The sequence below is a fragment of the Escherichia ruysiae genome (assembly GCF_031323975.1).
Lineage (GTDB): Bacteria > Pseudomonadota > Gammaproteobacteria > Enterobacterales > Enterobacteriaceae > Escherichia > Escherichia ruysiae.
In genome coordinates this window covers 1,701,436-1,719,474 of the sequence record NZ_JAVIWS010000001.1, presented here as the reverse complement: position 1 = coordinate 1,719,474, position 18,039 = coordinate 1,701,436, and the positions used below count along the sequence as shown (strand labels likewise).

The 18,039-nt window shown below is 50.9% G+C and carries 18 protein-coding genes and 1 other RNA gene; 11 read left to right on the top strand and 8 right to left on the bottom strand.

Going from position 1 to position 18,039, the window contains the following annotated elements:
* The first annotated feature begins 133 nt into the window (after positions 1-133).
* The 4 genes from mscS (at position 134) to srsR (ending at position 3,665) form a co-directional block, all read left to right on the top strand.
* The gene (gene mscS, locus RGV86_RS08490; protein ID WP_000389806.1) at positions 134-994 is read left to right on the top strand and encodes a small-conductance mechanosensitive channel MscS; all 861 of its coding nucleotides are present in this window, start codon (positions 134-136) and stop codon (positions 992-994) included.
* Positions 995-1,131: 137 nt separating this feature from the next.
* Positions 1,132-1,767: an arginine exporter ArgO gene (gene argO, locus RGV86_RS08485; RefSeq protein WP_000493354.1), complete on the top strand. Its 636-nt coding sequence runs from the start codon at positions 1,132-1,134 to the stop codon at positions 1,765-1,767.
* 92 nt (positions 1,768-1,859) lie between these two features.
* Positions 1,860-2,600, top strand: coding sequence for an oxidative stress defense protein (locus RGV86_RS08480; protein WP_000669825.1), 741 nt, complete (start codon positions 1,860-1,862; stop codon positions 2,598-2,600).
* A 168-nt stretch (positions 2,601-2,768) separates the two neighbouring features.
* Positions 2,769-3,665: a LysR family transcriptional regulator SrsR gene (gene srsR / locus RGV86_RS08475; RefSeq protein ID WP_000350788.1), complete on the top strand. Its 897-nt coding sequence runs from the start codon at positions 2,769-2,771 to the stop codon at positions 3,663-3,665.
* Here the strand turns inward: srsR and scpC are convergent.
* From scpC to argP, 5 genes are all read right to left on the bottom strand, one after another.
* Positions 3,662-5,140, bottom strand: a complete 1,479-nt coding sequence (gene scpC / locus RGV86_RS08470) for a propionyl-CoA:succinate CoA transferase (RefSeq protein WP_001056014.1) — start codon at positions 5,138-5,140, stop codon at positions 3,662-3,664. The genes srsR and scpC overlap by 4 nt on opposite strands.
* A gap of 25 nt (positions 5,141-5,165) precedes the next feature.
* Positions 5,166-5,951 carry a methylmalonyl-CoA decarboxylase gene (gene scpB, locus RGV86_RS08465; RefSeq protein WP_000122066.1) on the bottom strand — a complete coding sequence of 262 codons (786 nt, stop codon included), beginning with the start codon at positions 5,949-5,951 and terminating at the stop codon, positions 5,166-5,168.
* A gap of 10 nt (positions 5,952-5,961) precedes the next feature.
* A complete protein-coding gene (gene meaB / locus RGV86_RS08460; RefSeq protein WP_000606488.1) occupies positions 5,962-6,957 on the bottom strand; it encodes a methylmalonyl Co-A mutase-associated GTPase MeaB in 996 nt (331 codons plus the stop codon).
* Positions 6,950-9,094, bottom strand: coding sequence for a methylmalonyl-CoA mutase (scpA, locus tag RGV86_RS08455; protein ID WP_085461144.1), 2,145 nt, complete (start codon positions 9,092-9,094; stop codon positions 6,950-6,952). Before scpA ends, meaB begins: the two co-directional genes overlap by 8 nt.
* Before the next feature lie 201 nt (positions 9,095-9,295).
* Complete coding sequence (gene argP, locus RGV86_RS08450) at positions 9,296-10,189, bottom strand: DNA-binding transcriptional regulator ArgP (protein WP_000828352.1); 894 nt, start codon at positions 10,187-10,189, stop codon at positions 9,296-9,298.
* Between the two features lie 439 nt (positions 10,190-10,628).
* Here argP and rpiA point away from each other — a divergent pair, with 439 nt between their 5' ends.
* The 4 genes from rpiA to ibsC (RGV86_RS08430) all read left to right on the top strand — a co-directional run bounded on the left by rpiA (position 10,629) and on the right by ibsC (RGV86_RS08430) (position 13,470).
* Entirely contained in the window at positions 10,629-11,288 is a 660-nt protein-coding gene (gene rpiA / locus RGV86_RS08445; protein WP_024191163.1) for a ribose-5-phosphate isomerase RpiA, read from the top strand.
* Between the two features lie 257 nt (positions 11,289-11,545).
* Entirely contained in the window at positions 11,546-12,778 is a 1,233-nt protein-coding gene (gene serA, locus RGV86_RS08440) for a phosphoglycerate dehydrogenase (protein ID WP_001151617.1), read from the top strand.
* A 239-nt stretch (positions 12,779-13,017) separates the two neighbouring features.
* Positions 13,018-13,077 (top strand): type I toxin-antitoxin system toxin IbsC, encoded by a 60-nt coding sequence (gene ibsC / locus RGV86_RS08435; RefSeq protein WP_071525914.1) that lies wholly within the window; start codon positions 13,018-13,020, stop codon positions 13,075-13,077.
* Positions 13,078-13,410: 333 nt separating this feature from the next.
* The gene (gene ibsC, locus RGV86_RS08430) at positions 13,411-13,470 is read left to right on the top strand and encodes a type I toxin-antitoxin system toxin IbsC (RefSeq protein ID WP_071524576.1); all 60 of its coding nucleotides are present in this window, start codon (positions 13,411-13,413) and stop codon (positions 13,468-13,470) included.
* Positions 13,471-13,569: 99 nt separating this feature from the next.
* Here the strand turns inward: ibsC (RGV86_RS08430) and RGV86_RS08425 are convergent, their stop codons facing one another.
* The 3 genes from RGV86_RS08425 to zapA all read right to left on the bottom strand — a co-directional run bounded on the left by RGV86_RS08425 (position 13,570) and on the right by zapA (position 14,747).
* Entirely contained in the window at positions 13,570-14,172 is a 603-nt protein-coding gene (locus RGV86_RS08425; protein ID WP_000192749.1) for a 5-formyltetrahydrofolate cyclo-ligase, read from the bottom strand.
* A gap of 20 nt (positions 14,173-14,192) precedes the next feature.
* Positions 14,193-14,376: non-coding RNA, 6S RNA (gene ssrS, locus RGV86_RS08420), on the bottom strand.
* A gap of 41 nt (positions 14,377-14,417) precedes the next feature.
* Positions 14,418-14,747, bottom strand: a complete 330-nt coding sequence (gene zapA / locus RGV86_RS08415; RefSeq protein ID WP_001276008.1) for a cell division protein ZapA — start codon at positions 14,745-14,747, stop codon at positions 14,418-14,420.
* A 166-nt stretch (positions 14,748-14,913) separates the two neighbouring features.
* On the opposite strand from zapA, the gene ygfB reads away from it, so the two are divergent.
* Genes ygfB through ubiH form a run of 3 tightly spaced genes read left to right on the top strand, consistent with a single transcriptional unit; the run spans position 14,914 to position 18,018 of the window.
* Positions 14,914-15,492, top strand: coding sequence for a UPF0149 family protein YgfB (gene ygfB, locus RGV86_RS08410; protein WP_001295378.1), 579 nt, complete (start codon positions 14,914-14,916; stop codon positions 15,490-15,492).
* Positions 15,493-15,517: 25 nt separating this feature from the next.
* Positions 15,518-16,843, top strand: coding sequence for a Xaa-Pro aminopeptidase (gene pepP, locus RGV86_RS08405; RefSeq protein ID WP_085461142.1), 1,326 nt, complete (start codon positions 15,518-15,520; stop codon positions 16,841-16,843).
* On the top strand, positions 16,840-18,018 hold the full coding sequence (gene ubiH / locus RGV86_RS08400) for a 2-octaprenyl-6-methoxyphenyl hydroxylase (RefSeq protein ID WP_085461141.1): 1,179 nt from the start codon (positions 16,840-16,842) through the stop codon (positions 18,016-18,018). The genes pepP and ubiH overlap by 4 nt, the downstream gene beginning before the upstream one ends.
* Positions 18,019-18,039: the final 21 nt, after the last annotated feature.

Sequence of the window (18,039 nt, the reverse complement as noted above, 5' to 3'; positions counted from 1 at the left end):
CAAGGTGATGGACAGGAGAAATCTGTGATCTATTTGGCAAAATTATGCTTTATTGTTTACCCTTGTCAGACTGCCCGTCATAAGGCAGCGGAGTGTATTTCTCCATTTTGAGTCAGTTAAAAAGGAATATTGAATGGAAGATTTGAATGTTGTCGATAGCATACACGGTGCAGGTTCGTGGTTGGTGAACAACCAGGCGCTGTTGCTGAGTTATGCTGTAAACATCGTGGCGGCTCTCGCGATCATCATCATTGGTTTGATTATCGCGCGGATGATCTCCAACGCGGTGAATCGCCTGATGATCTCCCGTAACATAGATGCCACCGTTGCTGATTTTATCTCTGCATTAGCCCGATATGCGATTATTGCTTTTACGCTGATCGCAGCGTTAGGTCGTGTGGGGGTACAAACTGCATCGGTTATCGCCGTGCTGGGTGCCGCAGGTTTAGCTGTAGGTTTGGCGTTGCAGGGTTCTCTGTCTAACCTGGCCGCTGGTGTGTTGCTGGTACTGTTCCGTCCGTTCCGTGCCGGTGAATATGTCGACCTCGGCGGTGTTGCCGGTACAGTGCAGAGTGTGCAGATTTTCTCTACGACTATGCGCACCGCAGACGGTAAAATTATCGTTATTCCGAACGGTAAAATTATTGCCGGTAATATTATTAACTTCTCTCGCGAGCCTGCGCGCCGTAACGAATTTATCATTGGTGTGGCGTATGATTCCGATATCGATCAGGTGAAGCAGATCCTGACCGATATTATCCAGTCTGACGATCGCATTTTAAAAGATCGCGAAATGACCGTGCGTCTGAACGAGCTTGGCGCATCCTCGATTAATTTCGTGGTCCGCGTCTGGAGTAACAGCGGCGATCTGCAAAACGTTTACTGGGATGTGCTGGAGCGTATTAAACGCGAGTTTGATGCCGCTGGTATCAGCTTCCCGTATCCGCAAATGGATGTGAATTTTAAGCGGGTGAAAGAGGACAAAGCTGCATAATCAACGCTGAGGCCAGATAATTTATCTGGCCTCTCTCTTATTAGTTATTCTGATTGCCAATTAATAATATCAATTTCCACTAATAACATTCCCGCGCTATAGTCTCTGCATCAGATACTTAATTCGGAATATCCAACGTGTTTTCTTATTACTTTCAAGGTCTTGCGCTTGGGGCGGCTATGATCCTGCCGCTCGGTCCACAAAATGCTTTTGTGATGAATCAGGGTATTCGCCGCCAGTACCACATTATGATTGCCTTACTTTGTGCAATCAGCGATTTGGTTCTGATTTGCGCCGGGATTTTTGGCGGTAGCGCGTTACTGATGCAGTCACCGTGGTTGCTGGCGCTGGTCACCTGGGGCGGCGTTGCCTTCTTGCTGTGGTATGGTTTTGGCGCTTTTAAAACGGCGATGAGCAGTAATATTGAGCTGGTTAGTGCTGAAGTCATGAAACAGGGACGCTGGAAAATTATTGCCACCATGCTGGCAGTGACCTGGCTGAATCCCCATGTTTATCTGGATACCTTTGTGGTATTGGGGAGCCTCGGCGGGCAGCTCGATGTTGAACCAAAACGCTGGTTTGCGCTTGGGACGATTAGCGCCTCTTTCTTGTGGTTCTTTGGTCTGGCTCTTCTCGCAGCCTGGTTGGCACCGCGTCTGCGTACCGCCAAAGCGCAGCGTATTATTAACATTATTGTTGGTGGCGTAATGTGGTTTATCGCCCTACAGCTGGCGAGAGATGGTATTGCCCATGCACAAGCCTTGTTCAGTTAGGCGCTATCTGATGGAAAATAAAAACAGAGACGCTAAGCTTGCCTACAGAGGTTTTGAATTTTGGGCAAGTAAATAAACACGGAGAGACTAACGTGAAGTTCAAAGTTATCGCCCTGGCGGCATTGATGGGTTTCAGCGGGATGGCAGTACAGGCCAATGAACTACCGGATGGTCCGCACATTGTCACTTCAGGAACGGCAAGCGTAGATGCGGTGCCAGACATTGCCACTCTTGCTATTGAAGTTAATGTGGCCGCGAAGGATGCTGCTACCGCCAAAAAACAAGCGGATGAGCGCGTGGCGCAATATATCTCTTTCCTTGAACTCAATCAGATCGCGAAAAAAGATATCAGTTCTGCGAATTTACGTACCCAGCCAGATTACGATTACCAGGATGGCAAAAGTATTCTGAAAGGCTACCGGGCAGTGAGAACGGTAGAGGTAACAGTTCGTCAGTTAGACAAGCTGAATTCTTTGCTGGATGGCGCGCTGAAGGCTGGTCTTAATGAAATTCGTTCTGTTTCGCTGGGAGTAGCGCAACCGGATGCCTATAAAGATAAAGCGCGTAAGGCCGCGATTGATAACGCGATTCATCAGGCGCAGGAGTTGGCGAATGGCTTTAATCGCAAACTGGGACCGGTGTATAGCGTGCGCTACCATGTTTCCAACTATCAGCCCAGCCCGATGGTTCGGATGATGAAAGCTGATGCCGCGCCGGTTTCTACTCAGGAAACTTACGAGCAGGCCGCTATTCAGTTTGATGACCAGGTGGATGTGGTCTTCCAGTTAGAACCCGTTGATCAGCAACCGGCAAAAACACCTACCGCACAATAATACATTTAGCCCGACTCATTTGTCGGGCTAATGTCTTCACCTTATATCGTCTCCTTTTTCTGTAATTTTCTGTAAAACCATGATGCAATTACCTATCTTTGCTCGCGATATCATCAAAGATTGAATAACTGAAACGGTTAAGCGGACAGTGATGTTTGGGGAGAGGGTATGGATATTTTTATTTCAAAAAAGATGCGCAATTTTATTTTATTAGCGCAAACCAATAATATTGCCAGGGCAGCAGAAAAAATACATATGACGGCTTCACCGTTTGGCAAAAGTATTGCCGCGCTGGAGGAACAAATTGGTTATACGCTGTTTACCCGTAAAGATAACAACATTAGTCTCAATAAAGCCGGACAGGAACTTTATCAAAAACTATTTCCGGTTTACCAACGACTTTCTGCTATTGATAATGAAATTCATAATTCCGGGCGTCATTCTCATGAAATTGTCATTGGCATCGATAATACTTATCCGACGATTATTTTTGATCAGCTAATCAGTCTTGGTGATAAATATGAAGGGGTGACTGCCCAGCCGGTTGAGTTTAGCGAAAATGGGGTTATCGATAATCTCTTCTACCGCCAGTTTGATTTTATTATCTCTCCGCAGCATGTATCCGCCCGTGTTAAGGGGCTGGAAAATCTAACTATCAGCGAGCTGTCGCCGCTGCGACTGGGGTTTCTTGTTTCCCGCCGTTTTGAAGAACGTCAGGAGCAGGAGTTATTACAGGAGTTACCGTGGTTACAGATGCGCTTTCAGAACCGCGCTAACTATGAAGCGATGATTGATGCGAACATGCGCCCTTGTGGGATCAATCCAACAATCATTTATCGCCCCTACAGTTTTATGGCCAAAATCAGCGCCGTTGAGCGCGGACATTTTCTGACAGTCATTCCACATTTTGCCTGGCGACTGGTGAATCCGGCAACGCTGAAATATTTCGATGCGCCGCATACGCCAATGTATATGCAGGAATACCTCTATTCACTGAAAAATCATCGCTATACCGCCACGATACTACAGCAAATTGCTGAAGATCGTGATGGTACGAGCAATTAACCCAACATTGAACCCGTTTCGATCAAGTTACGATGCAGATCGAAAACGTGGCTAAGATCGTGGTGAATATGCCCTCCTGGGGCATTTTCCAGATAGCGATGCAAATAGTCACGGTACATGGGATGGGCGCAATTATCGATGATAGCGCGTGCGCGTTGAAGTGGAGAGAGGCCGCGCAGGTCGGCGATCCCTTGTTCAGTGATGATCACTTTCACGCTGTGCTCGCTGTGATCAACATGACTACACATCGGCACGATGGTTGATATTTTTCCTTCTTTGGCGATCGACGGCGCCATAAAGATTGACAGATAAGCATTGCGTTCAAAATCACCGCTGCCGCCGATACCGTTCATTAAATTAACTCCGGCAACATGCGTTGAGTTGGCGTGCCCGTAAATATCAAACTCCAGGCCGACGTTCAGAGCGATAACACCAAGGCGGCGGATAATTTCCGGGTTATTGGAAATCTCCTGCGGACGTAACACAATCCGACAGGAGAAATAGTCCATATTGTCATAAATCTTGCGCAGTGAATCGGCGGAGATAGTCAGACTGGAGGCGCTGGCTCCGGTGATTTTTCCGGTTTCCAGAAGATGAACTACTGATTCCTGTAGCACTTCCGAATACATCATAAACGGTGGAATATCCGGGTTATCCCCGAGACGCGCCATTACCGCATTATTGATGTTGCCTACCCCACTTTGCAGTGGCAGAAATTCCGGCGGAATGCGCCCCTGTGCCATTTCACGTAATAAGAAGGTAACCACATTGTCGGCGATCTGTTGGCACATGGGATTTTGCTTATCCAGCAGCTTACCTGCATCAGGTAAGTTGGTTTCCACGACCGCAACAATCTTTTTCGGATCAATTTGCACATAACGAGTACCGACGCGATCCATCGCATGGAAGATCGAAACGCTATTGCGTCGCGGTGGTGCGCCAGGAATCACAATATCCGCCAGTTCCGCAACGCGCGGATCATGATAGTGATTGAGTTCAATGATTACTTTCTTGGCCCGCAGTAACCAGGTCGGAGCGTTACCGATCCCACTGGTTAACCAGACACGTCCATCCGGCTCGATGGCTGAGGCTTCAATTACCGCAACATCAATGTCGCCGAAGAAGCCGTAGTTAACCATTTGCGCGACTTCGCTCAAGTGTAGATCAACAAAACTGACTGCCCCCTGATTGATCTTTTGGCGTAACCCAGATGATGTTTGATACGGAGCGCGCCATGAAACGGCGTTAGCTTCAGAGAGCACGTCATCGGCGGCGGCGCTAATTGACGCGCCGGTTAGCAGGCGAATCTGGTACGGTTTTTTCGCCTCATGTTGTTCGTTGGCACGATGAGCAATAGCGACAGGTAGAGCTTTAGGTGAACCCGCAGGGGTAAAGCCGCTGAATGCTACCATATCATTGTGCTGGATAATTTCCGCCGCTTCATCGGCGGTCATCCTTGCCCAGATCATATTCATCTTTTACTCCTTCATTCGCTGAGCATTAATGACCGACGAAATTAGGTTTACGTTTTTCCAGGAAAGCATTCATACCTTCCTGATAATCCTCGCTGTCATAAACCGCTCGGCGCATCCCCTGAATACGTTCAAATTCGTCTGAATTCATCGTGTGCGCCTCGCCCAGTACGCGCAGTTCTTCCTTGATTACCGCGATCGCCAGCGGTGCTTTTTCGGAAATGTGGTGCGCCATTTGCAGGGTGAAATCTTCCAGCTCGCTGATGTCAACAACGTGGTTGAGAATGCCAACAGCCAGCGCGCGTTGGGCGGTGACTGGCGAAGCGGTAAAAATCAGTTCTTTGACGATGTGGAAGCCCGCGTCGCGGGTCAGGTTGTGGATGCCCACCAGGTTATACGGTACGCCAAGGTTAACTGGGGTCATTGAGAAGGTCGACGTGCTGGCAGCGATGATCAGATCGGAACTCATGATCATTTCAAAAGCACCTCCCCAGACGCTACCTTCGACCATCGAAATGATCGGTTTGGGGCATTTTTGGATCATACGGGTAATTTGCCGTAGCGGATCATCGTAAGAGAGAGGATCGCGACCGCCTGATGGCAGTTCATGGATGTCGTGGCCTGCGGAGAAGACTTTGGAACCACTCGGAGCACGCAGAATGATACAACGAATTTCCGGTCGGTTGAGATCGCTTAGTGCCTGGATCAGGTCGTCAATAAAGACTTTACTCAATGCATTGAGTTTGCGGCCATAGTTAAACTCAATGACCGCAACTTTGTTGATGATAATGACATTAACATACTGATAAGACATAAAAATTCCTTTATTCAAAATATTGAGTCTGGATAAATTCACTGAGCTGCCGCAAGCCAGTGCGCGGCGAGAGAGTATTGTTTTTGACTGCTAATAGCGTCTGGCGGTAATAACGATCGAAATCTTCATTCGCGAACAGGTGGTGCAGCACTTCTTCTTCGGTTTGTTTACGCAGCCATTCCACCGATTGTTGTTGCCGCATTTGTTGCAAACGACCGCTGGCGGTAAGTGCGGTTTTGAAATCGATAATTGCGCGCCAAATCTCATCGATACCGCATTTTTCCAGCGCGCTACAGGTGAGAACCTGCGGCTGCCATTCGTCATATTTGCGACGCAGAATATGCAGAGCGCCCTCGTACATGTGGCGGGCAATGGCGACATTCGCGTGGTTATCGCCATCGTCTTTGTTAATGACAATCAGATCTGCCATCTCCATCAGTCCCTTTTTAATGCCCTGGAGATCATCACCACCACCGGCGATTTGTAGTGAGATAAAACAGTCCACCATGCGGGCGACTTCGGTTTCCGACTGCCCGACGCCGACGGTTTCAACGATCACCACGTCATAACCTGCCGCCTCGCATAACAGCATTAACTCCCGCGCCCGCTGGCTGGCGCCGCCCAGATGACCGGATGACGGAACCGGGCGAATAAATGCCGCATCGGCACGCGCCAGTTCGGTCATCCGAGTCTTATCGCCAAGAATGCTGCCACCGGTCACTGGGCTGCTGGGATCGACGGCAATCACCGCGACTTTCAGCCCCTGGCGAATCAGCAACATACCGAAGGCTTCAAGAAAGGTACTTTTCCCCGCGCCAGGTGTACCGGTAACGCCCAGTCGCAGGGCATTACCACAAAACGGCATGATGGCGTCGAGCAACTGAGTGCTTAGTTCCAGATGACGTGGATGACGGCTTTCTACCAGCGTCATCGCCTGGGCGAGTGTGGCACGCTCACCCTGACGTAAGCGCCGAATGTTGTCTGCCAGCGTGGCTTCGTTAATCATGACGCTGGCTAATCCGATTCAGTACATCACGTACGCTGTCGAGCATGGGCGTACCCGGACCATAAATCGCCGCCACGCCGCGTTCTTGCAGGAAGGCATAATCCTGCGGTGGAATAACGCCGCCAGCAACTACGCAAATATCTTCGCGTCCCCATTTTTTGAGGGCTTCTACCAGTTCCGGGATCAGCGTTTTATGCCCGGCAGCGAGTGAGGACGCGCCCACCACATGAACGTCGTTTTCTACCGCCAGGCGGGAGATCTCTTCTGGTGTCGAGAACATCGGACTTAAATCAACGTCAAATCCAAGATCGGAATAGGCGCTGGCAATGACTTTGGCCCCGCGATCGTGCCCATCCTGCCCCATTTTGGCGATCAGGATGCGCGGGCGACGGCCGTTATCCGCGAGGAACTGTTCCGTTTGCGCAACAATGGCATCAAATTCGCAAGCTGATTTTTCCGACTGATGATAGCTTTGCGCAATCACGCCGGTAACACACTGGCTCGGCACCAGATAACGGTCAAAAGCGGCTTCCAGCGCATCGGAGATTTCACCCAATGTCGCGCGAACGCGTGCCGCATTAATAGCAGCAGCCAGCAGGTTTCCGTTTTGCAGTGCCGCATTAATCAGAGCATTCAGTGCGGCGGTTACGGCAGCATCATCGCGGGTGGCGCGAATGCGCTCCAGTGAAGCAATCTGCTCGTTACGTACCATCACGTTGTCTATCTCAAGGACATCGGTTTCGTCTTCGTGATCCAGCTTGTACTTGTTAACGCCAACAATCACGCGTTTGCCCTGATCGATCAGTGACTGCTCACGCGCAGACGCTTCTTCGATCATGCGTTTTGGCAAACCCGCTTCGATCGCTTTCGCCATACCCCCGGCTTCGTCGATCTGAGCGATGATGGATCGAGCCTGTTTGACGATCTGATCGGTCAACGACTCAACGTAATAAGAGCCGGCCAGCGGATCGACGGTGCGGCAGATTTCTGACTCTTCCTGAATGATTATCTGAGTATTACGGGCTATACGTGCCGAGAAGTCGGTTGGCAGTCCAAGTGCCTCATCAAAAGCGTTGGTATGCAGTGATTGTGTACCACCAAGTGTGGCGCCCAACGCTTCAATGGTGGTGCGGATAACGTTGTTATAGGGATCTTGCTCGGTGAGACTCCAGCCTGAGGTCTGACAGTGGGTGCGCAGTGCCAGTGATTTCGGATCTTTGGCTCCAAATCCACTTACCGCCTCACTCCAGAGATAACGTGCGGCGCGCAGCATGGCGACGTTCATGAAAAGATCCATACCGATGCCAAAGAAGAACGACAGGCGCGGGGCAAAGTCGTCAATTTTCAGGCCAGCAGAAAGTGCAGCTTTGATGTACTCAATTCCATCAGCGAGAGTAAACGCCACCTGCTGCACGCAGTTGGCTCCCGCTTCGCCCATGTGGTAACCGCTAATACTGATGGTATTAAAGCGCGGCATATTGCCGGAACACCAGGCGATGATGTCAGCGATAATACGCATCGACGGTTTTGGCGGATAAATGTAAGTATTGCGGCAGAGGTACTCTTTCAGAATGTCGTTCTGGATGGTGCCTGTGAGTTTATCGGGTGTAACGCCTTGCTCTTCAGCGGCCACAATATAAAACGCCAGTACTGGCAGGACTGCCCCGTTCATAGTCATCGAAACCGACATTTGATCCAGCGGGATCTGGTCGAATAGCACCTTCATATCTTCAACGGTGTCGATAGCGACGCCTGCTTTACCGACGTCGCCTGAAACGCGCGGATTGTCAGAGTCGTAACCACGGTGGGTGGCGAGGTCAAAAGCAACGGAAAGACCCTTTTGCCCGGCAGCGAGGTTACGGCGATAAAAGGCGTTAGATTCTTTTGCCGTGGAGAAACCGGCATACTGACGAATAGTCCACGGTTGAGCGGTATACATGGTGGCACGTGGACCACGAACGTAGGGCGGCAAGCCTGGAAGGGTGCCGGTTACTTCCAGATTGTCGAGATCGGCTTCGGTATACAGCGGCTTGATGGCTATCCCTTCCGCCGTTTGCCGTACCAGTGAGTCGACGTTTTCCTCCCGACGGCTCAATTCCTTGTTGGCAAGTTGTTGCCATTCCTGCACGTTAGACATTATTTGCTCCATAAAACGCAATCAAATTGGTGGGATGCGCTTACGGTGAGCTTTTTACACGGGGTTGTCGCCAGCAAAAAAAATGCATTGGGACGTCGTTTTTTGCCGCGTGAGATTTGTCTGTTTCGTGACGTTGTTCAAAGAAGATAAAAAGAAAAAAGGAAAATGCCTGATATGTGCTATCAGGCATTAAGTGATTGATTAATCCTGACGAAGTACTTTGTGACCATAGTCTAGTAAAGCATCAGTGACTTTACGCATCATGCGGCTTTCTGGGGCAAAGCGGTGCCAGTAGAGCATTCGCCGTTGAAACAGCCCTGGCGTAAGGTCGATCAGCTCGCCGCTCGCCAGTTCTTTCTCAATTTGCAGGTGTGGGATCATACAGCAGGTTGTTCCCTGGCGAGCGAGTTGAACGAAGGCTTCAGACGAGTTAACGATATGGCACGGTACGCTACCTGGCGGCAGATCGAAGTTTTGCTGCAAAAATGCCTGGTGCATATCGTCAAGATGGTCAAACGCCACCACCGGTGCCTTGAGCAGCGCGGAGCGGCTTACTCCGTTAGGGAAGTATTTCTCAGCAAATGGTCTGGAGCTGACGAACAGATAGTCAAGCGCGCCAAGTTTATCGACAAGACAACTGGGCAGCGCCTGATGTTGAATACTCACCGCGCCAACTACTTCACCGCGACGCAGGCGTTCCTGGGTGCGGGTTTCATCTTCCACCTGCAAGTTCAGACGAATAGGCGAATCAGCCAGCACCGGAGCCAGCGCCGGTAGCAGCCAGGTTGCCAGACTGTCAGCGTTGACCGCCAGTGAAAGCAGCAGCGGGGTTGAACCGGTTTGTTCATCCCCCAGCCACTCTTCTTCCAGCAATTCCACCTGGCGAAGCAGTGCCAGCAGTTTTTGCCCTTGTTCTGTAGGTCGCGGCGGGACAGTACGCACTAATAACGGCTGCCCGAACATATTTTCCAGCTGCTTAATGCGCTGTGAGACGGCTGATTGCGTAATGCACAATTTCTGTGCCGCGCGCTCAAATCCTCGTTCACGTATTACCGCATCCAGTGCCTGTAATGTTCTGTAGTCCGGGCGTTTCATTGCTTTAACCTGCTCCTCAAATTTTCTTATGCCGAACTATGACATAATTTTGCTTTGGGTACAGAGCATTTAACGTATACAAAAGCAGCCATAATGGAAATTTTGACTGACAATACCGTGTTTTTTTAGTCTTTGTAGAGCGTAAAGGCAACATTCTGTGGGCGAGTTACTGGCACTGGATGTGATTTTTATTGGTAATATTATCAATTAATTGTATTACAGAGCTTCACCTTTATCGGCGTAGTTTCAGATATGCAGACTGGGGGATAGAAGGGTAATCCTGATGCCTCCTGATACCCAGATTTGCCGGGGTGAAAGAGGATGCCCGCCATTGCCTGTTATTTCATGGATGAGTTATCCGCACGACTTGCTGACGGGGTCTGAATCGCTTTTTTTGTATATAATGCGTCTGAAATTTCATACCACAGGCGAAACGATCATGACGCAGGATGAATTGAAAAAAGCAGTAGGATGGGCGGCACTTCAGTATGTTCAGCCCGGAACCATTGTTGGTGTTGGTACAGGTTCCACCGCCGCACACTTTATTGATGCACTCGGCACGATGAAAGGTCAGATTGAAGGGGCAGTTTCCAGCTCGGATGCATCCACTGAAAAACTAAAAAGCCTTGGCATTCATGTGTTTGACCTCAATGAAGTTGACAGCCTCGGCATCTACGTTGACGGTGCAGATGAAATCAACGGCCATATGCAGATGATCAAAGGCGGCGGCGCGGCGCTGACGCGTGAAAAAATCATTGCCTCGGTTGCAGAGAAATTTATCTGCATCGCGGACGCCTCCAAGCAGGTCGATATTCTGGGCAAATTCCCGTTGCCGGTGGAAGTGATTCCGATGGCGCGTAGTGCAGTGGCTCGTCAACTGGTGAAACTTGGCGGTCGTCCGGAATATCGTCAGGGCGTGGTGACTGATAACGGCAACGTGATCCTCGACGTCCACGGTATGGAAATCCTTGATCCGGTGGCGATGGAAAATGCGATTAACGCGATTCCGGGTGTGGTTACTGTTGGTCTGTTTGCCAACCGTGGCGCGGACGTCGCGCTGATTGGCACGCCTGACGGCGTTAAAACCATTGTGAAATGATCTGACGGGGGAGTTCGTCCCCCGTTAAAAATTTTTTGCATTGTTAAATTTGGTGACATCTATCACGTTTTTAACTCACTTTTGCCTAACACGCTAAAGAACGTCTCATCTTCAGCATTTTCTTCTGTTAATCAACCTCTCGTGATATTTCCTCAACATCGCGACGCAAACGTTCATATTGCCGCAATATTATTTTTTGATATGTTGAAAGGCGGATGTAAATCCACACACAACATTTCAAAGACAGGATTGGGTAAATGGCAAAGGTATCGCTGGAGAAAGACAAGATTAAGTTTCTGCTGGTAGAAGGCGTGCACCAAAAGGCGCTGGAAAGTCTTCGCGCGGCAGGTTACACCAACATCGAATTTCATAAAGGCGCGCTGGATGATGAACAATTAAAAGAATCCATCCGCGATGCCCACTTCATCGGCCTGCGATCCCGAACCCATCTGACCGAAGAAGTGATCAATGCCGCAGAAAAGCTGGTCGCTATTGGCTGTTTTTGCATAGGCACAAACCAGGTTGATTTAAATGCTGCGGCAAAACGCGGGATTCCGGTATTTAACGCACCGTTTTCGAATACGCGTTCTGTCGCTGAGCTGGTGATTGGTGAACTTCTGCTGCTATTGCGCGGAGTGCCGGAAGCCAACGCCAAAGCGCACCGTGGCGTGTGGAACAAACTGGCGGCGGGGTCTTTTGAAGCGCGCGGCAAAAAGCTGGGTATCATTGGTTATGGTCATATCGGTACGCAGCTTGGCATTCTGGCGGAGTCGCTGGGGATGTATGTTTACTTCTATGATATTGAAAACAAACTGCCGCTGGGTAACGCGACGCAGGTGCAACATCTTTCCGACTTGCTGAATATGAGCGACGTGGTGAGCCTGCATGTGCCTGAAAACCCGTCTACCAAAAACATGATGGGCGCGAAAGAGATCTCACTGATGAAGCCCGGCTCGCTGCTGATTAACGCTTCGCGCGGTACTGTGGTCGATATTCCGGCGCTGTGTGACGCACTGGCGAGCAAACATCTGGCTGGCGCGGCAATCGATGTATTCCCAACAGAACCAGCGACCAACAGCGATCCGTTTACTTCTCCGCTGTGCGAATTCGACAACGTCCTGCTGACGCCGCACATTGGCGGTTCGACTCAGGAAGCGCAGGAGAATATCGGCCTGGAAGTTGCGGGTAAATTGATCAAGTACTCTGACAATGGCTCCACGCTCTCTGCGGTGAACTTCCCGGAAGTCTCGCTGCCGCTGCACGGTGGCCGCCGTCTGATGCACATCCACGAAAACCGTCCGGGCGTGCTGACTGCGCTGAACAAAATTTTTGCCGAGCAGGGCGTTAACATCGCCGCGCAGTATCTGCAAACGTCTGCTCAGATGGGCTACGTAGTTATTGATATTGAAGCAGATGAAGACGTTGCTGAAAAAGCATTACAGGCAATGAAAGCGATTCCGGGCACCATTCGCGCCCGTCTGCTGTACTGATTTCCCTTCTCTGACAAACAACGGGCAGGTCGCTGACTTGCCCGTTTTTTTATCCCTTTTCCCGCGCTTATCACTGCATTTGCAGTGTGCTGCAATCGCCTTTGCGAGTCTGCTCGAAGAAATAAATCAAAGCCAGATCAATGCGTTGCCTTTATTCGAAGAGGATTTACGATGGCGGGACAGCACAGGGCTGTAACGGTAAAGCCCTCACCGAAGCGAGGGCTTGAAGGAGAAGGGTTATGATGCGACTTGTCATCATACTGATTGTACTGTTACTCATAAGTTTCCCAGCTTATTAACAGTCAGTCTCAGGGGAGGAGCAATCCTCCCTTACCCTTACTCACTAAATTAGGTTAAAGAATCAACGATGTCAATCAGGGCGATGCGGGGTGCATCGCCCTGAACCGATCTTTTGGATAGCCACTTCATCGCCCGCGTTAACTGCCGTAATTAATCCCTTATCCCTGCAATGTATGTCTGCCTTACATGACGTTTTACGAGTGCGCTCGAAGAAAAGATTTAAAGCCAGATCAAAGCGTTGTGGTTATTTAAAGAGAGTTTACGATGGCAGGGCAGCATGGGGCTGTAACGGTAAAGCCCTCACCGAAGCGAGGGCTTAAAGGAGAAGGGTTATGATGCGACTTGTCATCATACTGATTGTACTGTTACTGATAAGTTTCGGAGCTTATTAACAGTCAGTCACAGGGAGGAGTAATCCTCCCTTACCCTTACTCACTAAATTAGGTCAAAGAATCAACGATGTCAATCAGGGCGATGCAGGTGTATCGCCCTCACCACTCCCAGACTTTCGACGGTGTAACCACCGCAGGCAGTGGGATATCCCACTCTTCAACCGGCAGTTTTTCTACTAACTGGCAATCATGCGCATAACCTACCGGCTGCATTTTGTAGTGCTGCCAGTTTTGCAATGTCCGATCATAAAAACCGCCGCCCATTCCCAGGCGTTGACCGTACTCATCAAAGGCTACCAGCGGCGTGACCAGCACATCTAACCGGGAAAGGGGAAGCACATCGCGCACGTCCAGTTTCGGCTCGTGGATCTTCAATCTGTTCATCACCAATTCGCTTTGCGGATGGTAATTCAGGAACAGTAAGTTACCAGCACTAAAAGGGTGTAAAACTGGAAGATACACGCGCTTACCGGCACGCCACAGTTGTTCTATGAGCGGTTGGGTGTCGAGCTCGCCATCAAAAGAGAGGAATACAGCGACCGTATGCGCCATCACCACCGGGGGATAAGTCATCATCCGGGTAGCGGCTTGTTGACCCATTTCTTGCTGTTGTTCCGGCGTTAACGCACGACGACGTTGCCGAATCATTTTACGGATTTCTTGTCGGGATAATGTCAGTGGGAGTTCTGGTAGTTGCGTCATGGCTGGTGCCAGGTAAGAAGGGAATCTCCGAGATGCCGCCGCAGGCTGTAACCCTTGAACCCTTGGTTCAAGGTGAATGTGTCGTCGCAGTTTTAAGGCTTCTCGGACGAACCGAGCATGCTCACCAACCACGGAGCGCCACATTCTTGTGGTATGAAATATCGGCTCAGGGGACTGGCCCGCTTGCGAACATCTCAGAGAAATTTTGTCTTCACGGTTACTCTACCACAGTAAACCGAAAAGTGTCATTCAAAGTTTTGGTTCGTTTTTTCGGTGATGCGACCTTGTTCAAGTAACGCTTGTTCTATGGTCTGTTGCAGCATCCGAATACGCTGTTCCATACTTGCCGCGTAGTCACGAGTCTTCGCTTTTTCTTGCGCTAACTCATAGCTGATATTCAATGCAGCAATGAAGACCAACTGTTCAGTATTTGTGACTCTAGTGCGTTCTTTCAGATCTTGCAACCGCTGATTCAGATCGTCTGCGGCCTGATTCAACGCATCCCTTTGGTCAGGCGGGCAGTTCACACGCAGTGAACGGCCAAAAATTTGGATATCGACGGGTTGTGCAGACATGCCACCTTCCTGCTGATTGACTGCGCTTCCTTCGTCTTCAGACTCATGGTCTGCGAAGGGGCGAACTATAGCTACCCTGATGAGAAGAGACAAGCCCTTTTCTGGTTCACCAGGGTCCAAAGTGGTAGCATATCATGAATCTTCCTCCCTTTGATGACGAATGCTTATGTCTATACAGAACGAAATGCCTGGTTACAACGAAATGAACCAGTATCTGAACCAACAAGGGACGGGTCTGACCCCTGCTGAGATGCACGGTTTAATCAGCGGGATGATTTGCGGTGGCAATGATGACAGTTCATGGTTGCCGCTGCTTCACGACCTGACGAACGAAGGCATGGCTTTCGGTCATGAGCTGGCACAGGCATTGCGCAAAATGCACTCAGCCACCAGCGATGCCCTGCAGGATGACGGCTTCCTTTTTCAGCTTTATCTGCCTGATGGCGATGATGTCAGCGTTTTCGATCGCGCTGATGCGCTGGCAGGCTGGGTAAATCACTTCCTGCTTGGTCTTGGCGTGACTCAGCCGAAGCTGGATAAAGTGACTGGCGAAACCGGTGAAGCCATCGACGATCTGCGTAACATCGCGCAACTGGGATATGACGAAGACGAAGATCAGGAAGAGCTGGAAATGTCGCTTGAAGAGATCATCGAGTACGTCCGTGTTGCCGCGCTGTTATGCCACGACACCTTTACTCATCCGCAACCGACCGCGCCAGAAGTACAAAAACCGACTCTACACTAAAAACAAAAAACGTAAGGAGAGTGTTATGAGTGATATATCCCCGCAAGAATTTCAGCGTCGCCGTCAGGCTCTGGTGGAGCAAATGCAACCCGGCAGCGCCGCGCTGATTTTTGCCGCCCCGGAAGTGACCCGTAGCGCCGACAGCGAATATCCGTATCGTCAAAACAGTGACTTCTGGTACTTCACCGGCTTTAACGAACCGGAAGCGGTGCTGGTGCTGATTAAAAGCGATGACACTCATAACCACAGCGTTCTGTTTAACCGTGTGCGCGATCTGACGGCGGAGATCTGGTTTGGTCGTCGCTTAGGTCAGGATGCCGCGCCAGAGAAACTGGGCGTTGACCGTGCACTGGCGTTCAGCGAAATCAATCAGCAACTTTATCAACTGCTTAATGGCCTGGATGTGGTTTATCACGCTCAGGGCGAATATACCTATGCTGATGAAATCGTGAACAGCGCGCTGGAAAAACTGCGTAAAGGCTCGCGGCAAAATCTCACCGCGCCAGCAACGATGATCGACTGGCGTCCCATTGTTCATGAAATGCGCCTGTTCAAATCGCCGGAAGAGATTGCCGTACTTCGCCGCGCGGGTGAAATCACCGCACTGGCGCATACACGGGCGATGGAAAAATGTCGTCCGGGAATGTTCGAGTACCATCTGGAAGGCGAAATTCACCACGAATTTAACCGCCACGGCGCGCGCTATCCTTCCTATAACACCATTGTCGGCAGCGGTGAAAACGGCTGCATTCTGCACTACACCGAAAACGAGTGTGAACTGCGTGACGGTGATCTGGTGTTGATTGACGCGGGCTGTGAATACAAAGGCTACGCTGGCGATATTACCCGCACCTTCCCGGTCAACGGCAAATTCACTCAGGCTCAGCGTGAAATCTACGACATTGTGCTGGAGTCTCTCGAAACCAGCTTGCGCTTGTATCGTCCGGGAACTTCCATTCAGGAAGTCACCGGGGAAGTGGTGCGTATCATGATTAGCGGCCTGGTAAAACTGGGCATCCTGAAAGGTGATGTTGATGAACTGATCGCTCAAAACGCACATCGTCCTTTCTTTATGCATGGCCTTAGCCATTGGTTAGGGCTGGATGTCCATGACGTAGGTGTTTATGGCCAGGATCGCTCGCGCATTCTTGAACCGGGCATGGTACTGACCGTAGAGCCAGGGCTGTATATCGCGCCGGATGCGGATGTGCCAGAACAATATCGCGGTATCGGCATTCGTATTGAAGACGACATTGTGATTACCGAAACTGGCAACGAAAACCTCACCGCCAGCGTGGTGAAAAAGCCGGAAGAAATCGAAGCGTTGATGGCAGCTGCGAGAAAGCAATGAGCGTAATCATCGTCGGTGGCGGCATGGCTGGCGCGACGCTGGCGCTGGCTATTTCCCGGTTAAGTCACGGGGCGCTGCCGGTACATTTGATTGAAGCGACTGCGCCAGAGTCACATGCCCATCCGGGCTTTGATGGCCGGGCTATTGCGCTGGCGGCGGGCACCTGCCAGCAACTGGCACGTATCGGCGTCTGGCAATCTTTGGCTGATTGCGCAACCGCCATCACTACCGTGCATGTCAGCGATCGCGGTCATGCCGGATTCGTCACCCTCGCCGCAGAAGATTATCAACTGGCGGCGCTGGGGCAGGTTGTCGAGTTGCACAATGTCGGACAACGACTGTTTGCGCTGTTGCGCAAAGCGCCTGGCGTAACGCTGCACTGTCCGGATCGCGTTGCTAACGTTGCTCGTACTCAGAGTAACGTTGAGGTGAAACTGAAGAGTGGTGAGACGCTGACGGGGCGTGTGCTGGTAGCCGCTGACGGCACCCATTCAGCGTTAGCCACCGCGTGCGGCGTTGACTGGCAGCAGGAGCCTTACGAGCAACTGGCGGTGATTGCCAACGTTGCGACCTCCGTTGCGCACGAAGGACGCGCTTTTGAACGCTTCACGAAACATGGCCCGTTGGCGATGTTGCCGATGTCTGACGGACGCTGTTCGCTGGTCTGGTGTCATCCACTGGAACGGCGCGAAGAGGTACTGGCGTGGAGTGATGATGAGTTCTGCCGTGAACTCCAGTCTGCGTTTGGCTGGCGACTGGGGCAAATTACTCATGCCGGAAAACGCAGTGCTTATCCGCTGGCGTTAACCCGCGCCGCCAAACCTATTACCCACCGCACCGTGCTGGTGGGCAATGCGGCGCAAACCCTGCACCCGATTGCCGGGCAAGGATTTAATCTCGGTATGCGTGATGTCATGAGCCTTGCTGAAACTCTGACTCAGGCGCAGGAACGCGGAGAGGATATCGGTGATTACGGCATTTTGTGCCGTTACCATCAGCGTCGGCAGAGCGATCGCGAAGCGACTATTGGTGTAACAGACAGCCTTGTTCATATTTTTGCCAACCGCTGGGCGCCGCTGGTTGTTGGGCGCAACATCGGGCTGATGGCAATGGAATTATTCACTCCGGCACGTGATGTGCTGGCGCAGCGCACCCTTGGTTGGGTCGCGCGTTGAAGGCGGTTTTAAGGAATAAAC